13 protein-coding genes are annotated in these 12,767 nt (G+C 70.6%); 7 read left to right on the top strand and 6 right to left on the bottom strand.

What is annotated here, in order from left to right; translation table 11 throughout:
• Positions 1-233 precede the first annotated feature (233 nt).
• The 3 genes from SSOG_RS34840 (at position 234) to tyrS (ending at position 4,661) form a co-directional block, all read left to right on the top strand.
• A complete protein-coding gene (locus SSOG_RS34840) occupies positions 234-1,766 on the top strand; it encodes a TldD/PmbA family protein (protein ID WP_009718966.1) in 1,533 nt (510 codons plus the stop codon).
• Entirely contained in the window at positions 1,763-3,148 is a 1,386-nt protein-coding gene (locus SSOG_RS34835; protein ID WP_009718965.1) for a metallopeptidase TldD-related protein, read from the top strand. The genes SSOG_RS34840 and SSOG_RS34835 overlap by 4 nt, the downstream gene beginning before the upstream one ends.
• 94 nt (positions 3,149-3,242) lie before the next feature.
• On the top strand, positions 3,243-4,661 hold the full coding sequence (gene tyrS, locus SSOG_RS34830) for a tyrosine--tRNA ligase (protein WP_009718964.1): 1,419 nt from the start codon (positions 3,243-3,245) through the stop codon (positions 4,659-4,661).
• A 96-nt stretch (positions 4,662-4,757) separates the two neighbouring features.
• On the opposite strand, the gene SSOG_RS34825 is transcribed toward tyrS, so the two are convergent.
• The gene (locus SSOG_RS34825) at positions 4,758-5,039 is read right to left on the bottom strand and encodes a GlsB/YeaQ/YmgE family stress response membrane protein (RefSeq protein WP_009718963.1); all 282 of its coding nucleotides are present in this window, start codon (positions 5,037-5,039) and stop codon (positions 4,758-4,760) included.
• Positions 5,040-5,252: 213 nt separating this feature from the next.
• Here SSOG_RS34825 and SSOG_RS34820 point away from each other — a divergent pair, with 213 nt between their 5' ends.
• Positions 5,253-5,678 (top strand): DUF3099 domain-containing protein, encoded by a 426-nt coding sequence (locus SSOG_RS34820; protein ID WP_078510470.1) that lies wholly within the window; start codon positions 5,253-5,255, stop codon positions 5,676-5,678.
• Between the two features lie 211 nt (positions 5,679-5,889).
• Complete coding sequence (locus tag SSOG_RS34815) at positions 5,890-6,129, top strand: hypothetical protein (RefSeq protein WP_009718961.1); 240 nt, start codon at positions 5,890-5,892, stop codon at positions 6,127-6,129.
• Between the two features lie 60 nt (positions 6,130-6,189).
• On the opposite strand, the gene moaA is transcribed toward SSOG_RS34815, so the two are convergent.
• The 3 genes from moaA to SSOG_RS34800 all read right to left on the bottom strand — a co-directional run bounded on the left by moaA (position 6,190) and on the right by SSOG_RS34800 (position 9,255).
• On the bottom strand, positions 6,190-7,179 hold the full coding sequence (moaA, locus tag SSOG_RS34810; RefSeq protein WP_009718960.1) for a GTP 3',8-cyclase MoaA: 990 nt from the start codon (positions 7,177-7,179) through the stop codon (positions 6,190-6,192).
• Positions 7,180-7,282: 103 nt separating this feature from the next.
• On the bottom strand, positions 7,283-8,902 hold the full coding sequence (locus SSOG_RS34805; protein ID WP_009718959.1) for a solute symporter family protein: 1,620 nt from the start codon (positions 8,900-8,902) through the stop codon (positions 7,283-7,285).
• On the bottom strand, positions 8,899-9,255 hold the full coding sequence (locus SSOG_RS34800; protein ID WP_009718958.1) for a DUF485 domain-containing protein: 357 nt from the start codon (positions 9,253-9,255) through the stop codon (positions 8,899-8,901). The genes SSOG_RS34805 and SSOG_RS34800 overlap by 4 nt, the downstream gene beginning before the upstream one ends.
• Before the next feature lie 325 nt (positions 9,256-9,580).
• Here SSOG_RS34800 and SSOG_RS34795 point away from each other — a divergent pair, with 325 nt between their 5' ends.
• Both SSOG_RS34795 and SSOG_RS34790 read left to right on the top strand, forming a co-directional pair.
• Positions 9,581-11,128, top strand: coding sequence for a S8 family peptidase (locus SSOG_RS34795; protein WP_039939368.1), 1,548 nt, complete (start codon positions 9,581-9,583; stop codon positions 11,126-11,128).
• A gap of 90 nt (positions 11,129-11,218) precedes the next feature.
• A complete protein-coding gene (locus SSOG_RS34790; RefSeq protein WP_039939367.1) occupies positions 11,219-11,740 on the top strand; it encodes a hypothetical protein in 522 nt (173 codons plus the stop codon).
• Here SSOG_RS34790 and SSOG_RS34785 read toward each other — a convergent pair.
• Together SSOG_RS34785 and SSOG_RS34780 are read right to left on the bottom strand one after the other, a co-directional pair.
• A complete protein-coding gene (locus tag SSOG_RS34785) occupies positions 11,715-12,374 on the bottom strand; it encodes a lysoplasmalogenase (RefSeq protein WP_009718955.1) in 660 nt (219 codons plus the stop codon). The genes SSOG_RS34790 and SSOG_RS34785 overlap by 26 nt on opposite strands.
• The coding region (locus SSOG_RS34780) for a sterol desaturase family protein (protein ID WP_009718954.1) at positions 12,371-12,767 on the bottom strand (397 nt) is incomplete at its 5' end. The genes SSOG_RS34780 and SSOG_RS34785, both read right to left, overlap by 4 nt.

The following is a 12,767-nucleotide window of genomic DNA, read 5'->3' as shown; positions in this document are numbered from 1 at the left end:
GCCGACGCGGCGGCTCCTCACCTGCGTACGCCGGGGCAGTCGGCAGAACCCGCTCGTCGACCTCGGGATACGGGCGCTGGAGGACGCGGCGCGCGACCACCGGACCATGGACGACTGGCCCCGGTCCGCCTGATGGCTCACCGCCGCCTCCGCCGGGTAACGCGATGGACACCCCCGGTGTCGTAGCGGCATGGTTCACTGCGGTCGGACATACATCGACGAAGGGGTCGCCCGTGTCGCACGAGATCGATCCGTCCTTCCTCGCGCTGCCGTTGCACGCGCTCGCCGACGCGGCGCTCGCGCGAGCCCGGGCGTTGGGGGCCGAGCATGCGGACTTCCGGTTCGAGCGGGTGCGCAGCGCCTCATGGCGGCTGCGCGATGCCCGGGTCGCGGGGTCGTCCGACATCACGGACCTGGGGTATGCGGTGCGGGTGGTGCACGGGGGGAGCTGGGGGTTCGCGTCCGGGGTGGACCTGTCGATGGACGCGGCGGCGCGGGTGGCCTCGCAGGCGGTGGCGATGGCGAAGCTGTCGGCCAAGGTGATCGAGGCGGCCGGGTCGGACGAAAGGGTGGAGCTGGCGGACGAGCCGGTGCACGCCGACAGGACGTGGGTGTCGTCGTACGAGATCGACCCGTTCGACGTGCCGGACACGGACAAGACGGGGCTGCTGGCCGAGTGGAGTTCGCGGCTGCTGGCGGCGGACGGGGTGGCGCATGCGGACGCGTCGCTGCTGACCGTCCATGAGAACAAGTTCTACGCGGATACGGCGGGCACCACGACCACCCAGCAGCGGGTGCGGCTGCATCCGCAGCTGACCGCGGTGGCGGTGGATCCGGCGAGCGGCGAGTTCGACTCGATGCGCACGCTGGCCCCGCCGGTCGGCCGCGGCTGGGAGTACCTCACCGGGCGCGGGCCGGGCGGCTGGGACTGGGACGCGGAGCTGGCCGAACTGCCCGGGCTGCTGGCGGAGAAGATGGCGGCGCCGTCGGTCGAGGCGGGCGCGTACGACCTGGTGATCGATCCGTCCAATCTGTGGCTGACGATCCATGAGTCGATCGGCCACGCGACCGAGCTGGACCGGGCCCTGGGGTACGAGGCGGCGTACGCGGGGACGTCGTTCGCCACCTTCGACCAGCTGGGCAGCCTGCGGTACGGCTCGGACATCATGAACGTCACCGGCGACCGGACGGCCGAGCACGGGCTGGCCACGATCGGGTACGACGACGAGGGCGTGGCCGCGCAGTCCTGGGACCTGGTGAAGGACGGCAGGCTGGTGGGATATCAGCTGGACCGCAGGATCGCCCGGTTGACCGGTCAGGGCCGGTCCAACGGGTGTGCGTACGCCGATTCGCCGGGGCATGTGCCGGTGCAGCGGATGGCGAACGTGTCGCTGCGGCCCGATCCCGGCGGTCCGGCCACGGACGGGCTCATCGGCGATGTCGAGAACGGGCTCTATCTGGTCGGCGACCGCTCATGGTCGATCGATATGCAGCGCTACAACTTCCAGTTCACGGCGCAGCGGGCGTTCCGCATCCGGAACGGGAAGCTGGCCGGGCAGGTGCGGGACTTCGCGTATCAGGCGACCACCACCGACTTCTGGGGCTCGATGACGGCGGTCGGCGGGCCGCAGACATACGTCCTGGGCGGCGCCTTCAACTGCGGCAAGGCCCAGCCCGGCCAGGTCGCGTCGGTGTCGCACGGCTGCCCGTCCGCGCTCTTCCGCGGCGTGAACATCCTCAACACCACCCAGGAGGCGGGAGCATGAGCGTGAAGCCGCACGAGATCGTGGAGCGCACCCTGGAGCTGTCCCGCGCGGACGGCTGTGTGGTGATCGCGAACGAGACGTCGACCGCCAACCTCCGCTGGGCGGGCAACGCGCTGACCACCAACGGCGTCACCCGCGGCCGCACCCTGACCGTGGTGGCCACCGTGGACGGCGCGGAGGGCGCCGCGTCCGGCGTGGTGTCCCGGTCGGCCGTGACCGCCGAGGAGCTGGAGCCGCTGGTACGGGCCGCCGAGGCGGCCGCGCGGGACGCGGGCCCGGCCGAGGACGCCCAGCCGCTGGTCGAGACCCGACCGGCCTCCCCCGGTTTCGCCGACTCCCCCGCCGAGACCTCCTCGGAGGTGTTCGCGGCGTTCGCCCCGGCGCTCGGCGAGGCGTTCGCCGCCGCCCGCGCGGGCGGCCGGGAGCTGTACGGGTTCGCCAGCCATGAGGTGGTCTCCAGCTATCTGGGCACCTCCGGCGGGCTGCGGCTGCGCCATGACCAGCCGAGCGGGACGCTGGAGCTGAACGCCAAGTCGCCGGACATGACGCGCTCGGCTTGGGCGGGGCGGGCGACCCGGGACTTCACGGACGTGGACCCGGCCGCGATCGACGCCGAGCTGGCGCGGCGGCTGCGCTGGGCCGAGCGGAAGGTCGATCTTCCGGCGGGCCGCTACGAGACGCTGCTGCCCCCGACCGCCGTCGCCGATCTGCTGATCTACCAGCTGTGGTCCTCGTCGGCCCGGGACGCGGCGGAGGGCCGTACGGTCTTCAGCAAGCCGGGCGGCGGCACCCGGGTCGGGGACACGCTGTCGGAGCTGCCGCTGACGCTGCGCAGCGATCCCCACGAGCCGGGGCTCGAGGCGGCGCCGTTCGTGATCGCGCACTCCTCCGGGGACGACGCGTCGGTGTTCGACAACGGGCTGCCGCTGCCCGCCACCGACTGGATCCGGGACGGGGTGCTGAAGCACCTGGTCACCACCCGGCACTCGGCGGGGCTGACCGGGCTGCCGCTGGCCCCGGGGATCGACAATCTGGTCCTGGACGCGGGCGGCACCCGCTCGCTGGAGGAGATGGTCGCCTCGACCGACCGGGGCCTGCTGCTGACCTGCCTGTGGTACATCCGCGAGGTCGATCCGGCCACCCTGCTGCTGACCGGGCTGACCCGGGACGGGGTGTATCTGGTGGAGGGCGGCGAGGTCGTCGGCGAGGTGAACAACTTCCGGTTCAACGAGTCGCCGGTGAGCCTGCTGTCCCGCGCCACCGAGGCGGGGCGCACCGAGCCGACCCTGCCGCGCGAGTGGGGCGACTACTTCACCCGGGCGGCGATGCCCGCGCTGCGGATCCCGGACTTCAACATGAGTTCGGTCAGCAAGGGGGTGTGAGAGCGGCCGGACGATATTGAGTCCGGCCGCGGGAAACCGGCGAATAGACTGGTCCCCGCCCATCCGTCCGCTCCCCACTCTCACCAGGATCCCCATGACACGCCTCGGCGCATCCGTCGCCCGCGCCCGCGAGCTGCTCGACCAGGACCTCTCCTCCGACAAGACCGTCGAGCAACTGCTCGCCGAGACGTCCGCGCGGCGCTCCCTCGATCTGAGCGACCTGTCGGCCCAGGAGCAGGCCGAGCTGATCGCCTCCCGTTCGGTCGAGGTCCTGCCGGGGATCAAGGAGCTGGCCGAGCGGATCGAGGAGCGCCGGGCCGCGGGCCAGGGCCTCGCCATCAAGCTGGGCATCGACCCGACGGCCGCCGATGTGCACCTCGGCCACACCGTGCCGATGATCGTCCTCAACCGCTTCCAGCGGATGGGGCACGACGTCACCCTGCTGATCGGTGACTTCACGGCCAAGATCGGCGACCCGTCGGGGCGTACGGCCGAGCGCCCGCCGCTCACCGACGACGACATCGCGCGGAACCTCGCGGGCTACCAGCAGCAGGTCCGGCCGTTCTTCGACTTCGAGAAGGTCAGCTTCCGGCAGAACAGCGAGTGGCTGTCGCCGTACACCTTCCCGGAGTTGCTGGGGCTGCTCGCCCAGGTGCCGGTGTCGCAGCTGCTCCAGCGCGAGGACTTCCGCAACCGGCTGGCCGCGGGGTCCGGGCTGACCATGTCCGAGCTGCTGTACCCGATCGCGCAGGGCCTGGACTCGGTGGCGCTGGAGAGCGACGTGGAGCTGGGCGGCGCCGATCAGCTGCTCAATCTCCAGATGGGTCGCAAGCTGATGGAGCTGCGCGGTCAGCAGCCGCAGCTGGTCGTCACCATGCCGCTGATCGAGGGCACGGACGGCACCGGCGCCAAGATGTCCAAGTCCAAGGGCAACTACGTGGCGCTCAGCGCGCCCGCCGACGATGTCTTCGGCAAGATCATGTCGATCCCGGACCGGCTGATGAAGCCGTACCTGGAGGCGTGGACGGAGTGGACGGACGCGGAGATCGCCGCCGCGACCACCCGGCTGGAGACCAAGTCGCTGCACCCGATGGACCTCAAGAAGGTGCTGGCGGGTGAGGTCGTGGCGGCGCTGTACGGCGTCGAGGCGGCGATGAAGGCGCGCGCGGGCTTCATCGCGCAGTTCTCCAAGAAGAGCTTCACCGACGTCGGGACGCTGCCGGTGGTCGACGCCGCGGAGCACGGCGGCGAGACCATCGCGACCGTGCTGAGCAAGGTCCTGGAGTTCCAGCCGAGCGCGTCGGCGGCCCGCCGGGTCGCCAAGCAGAACGGTCTGCGGCTGGTCGTGGAGGCCGAGGACGGCCAGAAGGCGATCGTGCTCGCCGAGGCCCAGGCGGTACGGCCGCTGGCCGAGGTGGTCGCGGAGGTGCTGGCGGACGCCGGGCTCACCCCGGCCTCCGGCGGGGTCTACCTCAAGGCCGGACGGAAGATCGCCCAGCTCCAGGGCGTGTGACCCGCCACATCCCGGACGGAGCGGCGGCCGGTGCGCTTCCACCATGCGCGCCGGCCGCCGCGGCTTCCGCAGTGCGCCCCCGGCCCTTGGCCCCGCTCAGGCCCGTTCTCTCCTGCCACCGTGGCGGATCGTCTGCCACAGCGGGGTGCCGAGCGCGACGATCACGATGGCTCCGGCCAGCTGGAGCAGATGCCGGATCCAGTCGAATCCGCCGGTGTGCCTGACCCCGATCCATCCGGCCACCGCGTTGCCGACGATGGCTCCGAGGATGCCGTAAATGCAGGTCAGCCACAGCGGGATGTCTTGCTTGCCCGGCAGGATCGCCCTGGCGATCACACCGAGAATGATTCCTACGACGATCGCCCACAGCCAGTTCATGTCGCCTCCTGACGCGGCGGGGGATGCGCGTTTCCTCCCAGTGTTCGACCGTTTTCGCTACGGCGCATGTTGAACCGTCCCGTACGTGCCGTGGCGTACCGGCATCGCCACCCATCGGGGTGCCCCGGTCTCGAACCGTATGGGGGCGCGGCGTAACGTTGAGTACGTATCGGAGCGGGGGGTACCTGCTCGGGGACCAGGTGGTGGAACGTGATGCGGAAGCACAGCGAGACCGAGGTCTTCCGGATCACCGGGGCCCGCCAGGGACTGGCCGACGATGTGCGCGGCCGGCAGCGGCGCTATGTGATCTCGATGTCGGTGCGGACGGTGGCGGTCGTGCTGGCGGCCGTGCTGTGGAACGTCGAGCGCCATGTGGCCATCGTTGCCCTGGTGCTGGGTGTGCTGCTGCCCTATGTGGCGGTGGTGATCGCGAACGCGGGCCGGGAGAACGCCCCTTCGCTCCCCACGACTTTCGTCCCGACGCCGATGCGCCCGATGCTGGGCTCCGGCCGGGACGAGACTCCATCGGATGCGGAACCGCATTCGGCACCGCATTCAACGCCGCATTCGGCATCGGCGGAATCCGGTGCGGAAGATGCCGCACATACCAGCGAGGATGGACGCGGAGGACACGGCTGACCTGCCGCGTTTCCGTAAGCTCAGGAAAACCTCAGATCAATCATGCTGTTCCGGTGCACCGCGCCCTATCCCTCGTGACATACTTCGTACGCGCTCCGCATCCCCCGTCGGAGCGACGGACCGACGCCGGGCGGCTCCCCCCGTGGCTGCCCGGCGTCGTCATGTCCGCGCCGCTTTCTGTAAAGACGACGGTGTCCGTAGCATCTGCGGTGTGAACATCCTCAACGCCGAGACCGAGACCGACACCCCGATCTGCTCCGCCAAGGGCTGCCGCGCCCCCGCCGTCTGGGTGCTGGCCTGGAACAACCCCAAGCTCCACACCCCGGAGCGGCGGAAGACCTGGCTGGCGTGCGAGGAGCACCGCGAGCATCTGTCGAAGTTCCTGGGCATGCGCGGCTTCCTGAAGGACGTCGTGTCCCTGGAGGAGTGGACGGCCGCCGAAAACCAGTGATCGACCGCGGTCACCGGTGATCGACCGCGGTCGCCGGTGATCGACCGCGGTCGCTGGTGGTCAGCCGCCGATCGCTGACATCGGGCGGTCCGGCTGGAGGAACGACGGGTCGTCCAGCCCGGACCCCGCCTTCTTCCCCCACATCGCCTGCCGCCACAGCCGGGCGACCTCCTCGTCCGGCGCGCCGGAGCGCAGCACGCCCCGCAGATCCGACTCCTCGCGCGCGAACAGGCAGGTGCGCACCTGTCCGTCGGCGGTGAGCCGGGTGCGGTCGCAGGCGCGGCAGAAGGGGCGGGTGACGGAGGCGATGACGCCGACGCGGGCCGGGCCGCCGTCGACGAGCCAGCGCTCGGCGGGGGCGGAACCGCGCTCGCCGTCGCCCTCCGCGGTGAGCGTGAAGCGGGTGCGCAGGCTCTCCAGGATGTCCCCGGCGGTGATCATGCCGTCGCGCTGCCAGCCGTGCTGGGCGTCGAGCGGCATCTGTTCGATGAAGCGCAGCTCGTAGCCGTTGTCCAGGGCCCAGGCGAGCAGGTCGGGGGCCTCGTCGTCGTTGAGTCCGGGCATCAGCACGGCGTTGACCTTGACCGGGGTGAGTCCGGCGGAGTGCGCGGCGGCGAGGCCGCGCATCACATCGCCGTGGCGCTTGCGCCGGGTCATGGTCTGGAAGACGTCGGGGCGCAGGGTGTCGAGCGAGACGTTGACCCGATCCAGACCGGCGTCGCGCAGGGCGGCGGCGGTGCGCTCCAGGCCGATGCCGTTGGTGGTCAGGGACATCTCGGGGCGCGGGGTGAGAGCTGCGCAGCGCTCGACGATGGAGACGAGGCCGGGACGCAGCAGTGGCTCACCACCGGTGAAGCGGACCTCGGTGACACCGAGGTCGGTGACGGCGATCCGGATCAGCCGGACGATCTCGTCGTCGGTGAGCAGATCCGGTTTGGCGAGCCATTGAAGCCCCTCTTCCGGCATGCAGTAGGTGCACCGCAGGTTGCACCTGTCGGTCAGGGAGACACGCAGGTCGGTGGCGACTCGACCATAGGTGTCGATCAGCATGTCGGCGGCCCCTCACGGTTCGCTTGCGTGCACTGCGGTCAATTGTCCCGCACCGTACGCGAAGGCAGTGACATCGAGGGGCCGCCGGGGGGTGTCAGGGGCGTCAGTGGGCGCCGTGTCCGGTGAGCGAGCGGACCTCCAGTTCGGCGTACTTGCCCTTGTCCGGCTCCTCCTTGGAGACGATCGTGCCCAGCCAGCCCAGCAGGAAGCCCAGCGGGATGGAGATCAGGCCGGGGTTCTCCAGCGGGAACCAGTGGAAGTCGACGTCCGGGAACATCGAGGTCGGCTTGCCGGAGACGACGGGCGAGAAGAGCACCAGGAAGACGGAGGAGATGAGTCCGCCGTAGATCGACCAGAGGGCGCCCTGCGTGGTGAAACGTTTCCAGAACAGGCTGTAGAGGATGGTCGGGAGATTGGCGGAGGCGGCGACCGCGAAGGCGAGGGCGACGAGCCCCGCGACGTTGAGATCTCGCGCGAAGACGCCGAGGACGACGGCGACGGTGCCGATGCCGACGGTGGCCCACCGTGCGGCCCTGATCTCCTCCTGCTGCGTCGCCTGGCCCTTGCGGATCACGTTGGCGTACAGGTCGTGGGCGAAGGACGACGAGGAGGCGAGGGTGAGCCCGGCGACCACGGCGAGGATGGTGGCGAACGCCACCGCTGAGATCACCGCGAGCAGGATCGCGCCGCCGGTGGAATCCGCGCCGCCGCCGATCTCCTCGGCGAGCAGGGGTGCCGCGGTGTTGCCGGACTTGTTGGAGGCGATGATCGCGTCGTGGTCCAGCAGGGCCGCCGCGCCGAAGCCGAGCGCGATCGTCATCAGGTAGAAGCCGCCGATGATGCCGATCGCCCAGTTGACCGACTTACGGGCGGCCTGGGCGGTGGGGACGGTGTAGAAGCGGATGAGGATGTGCGGCAGTCCGGCGGTGCCGAGGACCAGCGCGATGCCGAGCGAGAGGAAGTCGAGCTTGGAGGTGGCGTTGACCCCGTACTTCAGGCCCGGCTCCAGGAACGCGCTGCCCATGCCGCTGTTCTTGGCCGCCTCGCCCAGCAGGTCGGAGACGTTGAAGTTGAACTTGAGCAGCACCAGGAAGGTGATCAGCAGCGTTCCCGCGATGAGCAGGACGGCCTTGACCATCTGCACCCAGGTGGTGCCCTTCATGCCGCCGATGGTGACGTAGAGCATCATCACCACGCCGACCAGCACGACGATGAGGATCTTCCCGGCCTCGCTGGTGATGCCCAGCAGCAGCGAGACGAGGACGCCCGCGCCCGCCATCTGGGCCAGCAGGTAGAAGATCGACACGACGATGGTGGAGACGCCCGCCGCGGTGCGCACCGGGCGCTGGCGCATCCGGTAGGCGAGCACGTCGCCCATGGTGTAGCGGCCGGAGTTGCGCAATGGTTCGGCGACCAGGAGCAGGGCGACCAGCCAGGCGACGAGGAAGCCGATGGAGTACAGGAAGCCGTCGTAGCCGGAGAGCGCGATGGCCCCGGCGATGCCGAGGAAGGACGCGGCGGACATGTAGTCGCCGGAGATCGCGAGCCCGTTCTGGAAGCCGGAGAACTGTCTGCCGCCGGCGTAGAAGTCGTTGGCGTCCTTGGTCTGGCGGCCCGCCCAGACGGTGATGGCCAGGGTCGCCACGACGAAGACCGAGAAGAGCGTGATGATCAGCGGACGGTTGTCCGAAGCGCTCTCGGCCGCAAGCAGGTAGTTGCTCATGAGCTGTCCCCCAGACGGGCCTTGATGGCCTCCGCGCGCGGATCGAGCTTGGCGGCGGCGTGCCGGGAGTACCACCAGGCGATCAGGAAGGTGGTCAGGAACTGGGCGAGGCCGAACACCAGGGCGACATTGATGTTGCCGACGAGCTTGGTGCCCATGAAGCCGCCCGCGTAGTTGGACAGCAGGACGTAGAGCAGGTACCAGCTGACGAACGCGATGGTCAGCGGGAAGGCGAACGAGCGGTGTGCGGTGCGCAGTTCGCCGAATTCGGGGCTCGCCTGTACCTCGTCGTACGGGGGGCGATGATGCTGCCGCTGATCGTCGGGACGATCGCTGGCCGGTGCGGTATCCACGGTCTCTCCTGGTGAGTGGGTCTGACGGGGACGTACGACGGCGATGGTGATCCGGATCACGCATCGTAAAGCGGGAGTGAAGTCCACAACAGGGTCTGGTGGTTGAAAGACGGAGCGGATAATCGCTGATGCGTTTGAATCCGGGTGCTGTGGCGGGTTTTCTTCCGGAATGTATTGATACCCGGCGATGATCAGCGATAGCTTCGCTCGTCATGTACCCGCCCACGCGCATCCGCGCTGCGGCGGTCGTTACGGATGAGGTGGAGACCCCATGGCTCAGCTGAGATCGGATGCTCCCAGACCCGGGACAGGTTCCACTGCGCGAATGAAGTCTTCCGGATCGTGGGGGCTGACGCCGCGCGCCGTCGCCATACCTGCCGCCCTGGCGCTCACCGGCGCGCTGGCGTTCCTGCCGACCTCGGCGGGTGCGATCGGGCAGGACAACCACCAGCCCACCGCCCCGGCTGCCGCGACGGCCGACGGCCCGTCGCTGAGCTACGTCGTCAACGTCCGCCCGGGCCACCACGACAGCTCGCGGATCGCGAAGGCGATCAAGCAGGCCGGCGGCACGGTGGTCACCTCGTACGACCGGATCGGCGTCATCGTCGCCCACTCGGCGAACCCCGACTTCGCCAAGACCCTCCGTACGGTCCGCGGCGTCGCGTCCGCCGGTGCCACCCGCACCGCGCCGCTGCCCGCCCAGTCCACCGGCGACACCGGCGCCCCGAAGCTGCTGAGCGAGAAGGAGCGCAAGGCGGTCGCGGCCCGCGCCAAGGCCGGTCAGGACCCGCTGGAGCCGCTCCAGTGGGACCTGCCCGCCATCAAGGCGGACAAGGCCCATGAGAAGACCCTCGGCAGCCGCAAGGTGACGGTCGCGGTCATCGACACCGGTGTGGACGACACCCACCCCGACCTCGCGCCCAACTTCGACCGCAAGGCGTCGGTCAACTGCGTGTCCGGCAAGCCGAACACGGCCGACGGCGCCTGGCGGCCGAGCGCGGAGGAGAGCCCGCACGGCACCCACGTCGCGGGTGAGATCGCCGCCGCGAAGAACGGCGTCGGCGTCACCGGGGTCGCCCCGGGCGTCAAGGTCTCCGGCATCAAGGTGTCCACGACCGCCGGGTTCTTCTACACCGAGGCCGTCGTCTGCGGCTTCATGTGGGCCGCCGAGCACGGTGTCGACGTCACCAACAACAGCTATTACACCGACCCGTGGTACTTCAACTGCACCGGTGACCCGGACCAGAAGGCCCTGGTCGACGCGGTGCGCCGGGCCTCGTCGTACGCCGAGCGCAAGGGCGTGGTGAACGTGGCAGCGGCGGGCAACGAGAACTACGACCTCACCTCCGACAAGATCACCGACACCTCCAGCCCGAACGACACCACCCCCGGTGAGCGGGTCATAGACCCCAGCACCTGCCTGGACATCCCGACCCAGCTGCCGGGCGTCGTCACCACCGCCTCGACGGGCGCCAAGGGGCTCAAGTCGTCGTTCTCCAACCACGGTCTCGGGGTCATCGACGTCGCGGCCCCCGGCGGCGACAGCACCGTCTACCAGAAGCCCGCACCCCCGGCCGAGGACGGCCGGATCTACAACACGCTCCCGGGCGGCAAGTACGGCTACATGGCGGGCACCTCGATGGCCTCCCCGCACGCGGCGGGCGTCGCGGCGCTCATCAAGAGCACCCACCCGCGGGCCTCCGCCGCACAGGTGAAGGCCCTCTTGAAGGGTCAGGCCGACGACACCGCCTGCCCGACGTCGTACGACATCGACGGCGACGGCAAGATCGACGCGGTGTGCGAGGGCGGCAAGGGCTACAACGGCTTCTACGGGGCCGGGCTCGTGGACGCCCTGGACGCGGTCAAGAAGTGACGCGCTGACAGGATGTACGGGCCGCCGGGCAGCGCTTCCGCCCGGCGGCCCGTACGTGTTCCCGGGAAGCCCGCGAGAGGATCCGCCGCCGTGTACCACGACGACTCCTGGGGCCCCCTGCCGCCACGGTCGGCCACCCCGCTGGTGTTCCGGTTCGTCCTGAGCGTGCTGATCCTGCCGCTGTGGTGGCTGCTGCTGGCGGTGCTCTTCCTGGTCTTCCTCGCGTTCGCCCTGGTGGCCGACATCTTCACCCTGATCCCCGGGTTCGAGAAGGGGTTCGGAAAGGTGATGGACCGTTTCCACGCGGCGGTAGCGCTGTGGCCCGCCTGGTCCGTGACCTGGCCGGAGCTGCGGCACGAGGGCGACGCGGACTACTACCGGGCGCGGGCCGACGGGAAGGTCGCCGGGCTGACCGCCGCGCAGCTGACCGCCCGGGAGGCCGGGAAGGCACCGCCGCCCGGCCCGTACGACATCCCGGTGCGCGACTACCGCGCCGTGGGTGCGGGTCATGTCGTCGAGGTGGCACGGGCACACGGCTGGGACCTGAGCCACGACCTGCCCTCCGACCCGGCCCGCATCGTCCGGCTCAGGCGGCTGCCGGAAGCGCCCTGAGCGGCGCTTCGCGGGCCGTCCGGCGCAGCAGTCCGGCGGTCAGCAGGTACTGCGCGGCGATATAGGTGGCCATGATCCAGAACTGGGGTACGGGCAGCTGCGGCCAGTCCGCGAGACCGGCCGCGATCAGGCCATCGGAGAGCAGGAACAGCGCCCCGCCGAGCCCGGGCCCGTGGACTGGGCCTGCCCGCAGCGCGCCCAGCGCCATCGTCGTCAGGAGCAGGCTGTACGCGGCGACCGGGACGCGCAGGCCCGCGTCCAGCCCGGGCCACAGCGCGGCCGTGCTGCCGAGCCACACCGCCCCGTAGCCGGCCGCCACCCATGGCGCCGTACGCGGCCGCCCCGGCCGCGCGAACAGGGTGAGGTAGCACAGGTGCCCGGCCGCGAAGCAGCCCATTCCGGCCAGGAAGGCGGTCTCGCCGCCGAGTTGGAGCAGTACGTCCCCGCCGCAGCCGCACAGCAGCGCCGCCACCAGCGGGCGCGGCCCGCCGCGCAGCAGGACGTGCGCGGCGAGGACCGGCATCAGGGCGGGCTTCGTCAGCTGGACGAGCGTGGTGGCGTCCGCGAGCAGCGCGCCCAGATGCGTGGCGGCCAGCAGCGCGAAGAGCCCGGCGAGGGCGCGCGCGGCGCTCATACGGCGCGCTCCGGCTCCCGCTCCCCCGCGCCGTGCGACGCCGCACCCGCCTCGGCGGGCGGCGCCGCGGGCTCCTCGGCGGGCGGCACCGCGGGCGCCCAACCCGGGCCGCGGAAGACCCGCCCGGCCCGTTCGCGCCAGTCGCGGGCCGCCGCGACGTCCCGGGCGATGGCCGCGTACTCATGAGTGGCCACGCGCAGCGGGTTGTAGGTGTCGATGTTCTTGGTGAGCCCGAAGACCGGGCGCCGGGTCTCGGGGACGAACGACCGGAAGAGCCGGTCCCAGACGATGAGGATCCCGCCGAAGTTGCGGTCCAGATAGCCCCCTTGGGAGGCGTGGTGGACGCGGTGGTGCGACGGGGTGTTGAAGACGAACTCGACCGGCGCGGCAGGG

This window comes from Streptomyces himastatinicus ATCC 53653 (assembly GCF_000158915.1).
Taxonomy (GTDB): Bacteria; Actinomycetota; Actinomycetes; order Streptomycetales; family Streptomycetaceae; genus Streptomyces; species Streptomyces himastatinicus.
The sequence above is the reverse complement of the archived record's forward strand: the minus strand, read 5'-3'. Positions and strand labels throughout refer to the sequence as shown.

Coding starts and splice junctions, on each gene's coding strand:
- moaA (WP_009718960.1), bottom strand. CDS start 7,179: ATGCTGATCGACACCTATGGTCGAGTCGCCACCGACCTGCGTGTCTCC.
- SSOG_RS34820 (WP_078510470.1), top strand. CDS start 5,253: ATGCGGAAGCACAGCGAGACCGAGGTCTTCCGGATCACCGGGGCCCGC.
- SSOG_RS34835 (WP_009718965.1), top strand. CDS start 1,763: ATGAGCGTGAAGCCGCACGAGATCGTGGAGCGCACCCTGGAGCTGTCC.
- SSOG_RS34795 (WP_039939368.1), top strand. CDS start 9,581: ATGAAGTCTTCCGGATCGTGGGGGCTGACGCCGCGCGCCGTCGCCATA.
- SSOG_RS34785 (WP_009718955.1), bottom strand. CDS start 12,374: ATGAGCGCCGCGCGCGCCCTCGCCGGGCTCTTCGCGCTGCTGGCCGCC.
- SSOG_RS34825 (WP_009718963.1), bottom strand. CDS start 5,039: ATGAACTGGCTGTGGGCGATCGTCGTAGGAATCATTCTCGGTGTGATC.
- tyrS (WP_009718964.1), top strand. CDS start 3,243: ATGACACGCCTCGGCGCATCCGTCGCCCGCGCCCGCGAGCTGCTCGAC.
- SSOG_RS34805 (WP_009718959.1), bottom strand. CDS start 8,902: ATGAGCAACTACCTGCTTGCGGCCGAGAGCGCTTCGGACAACCGTCCG.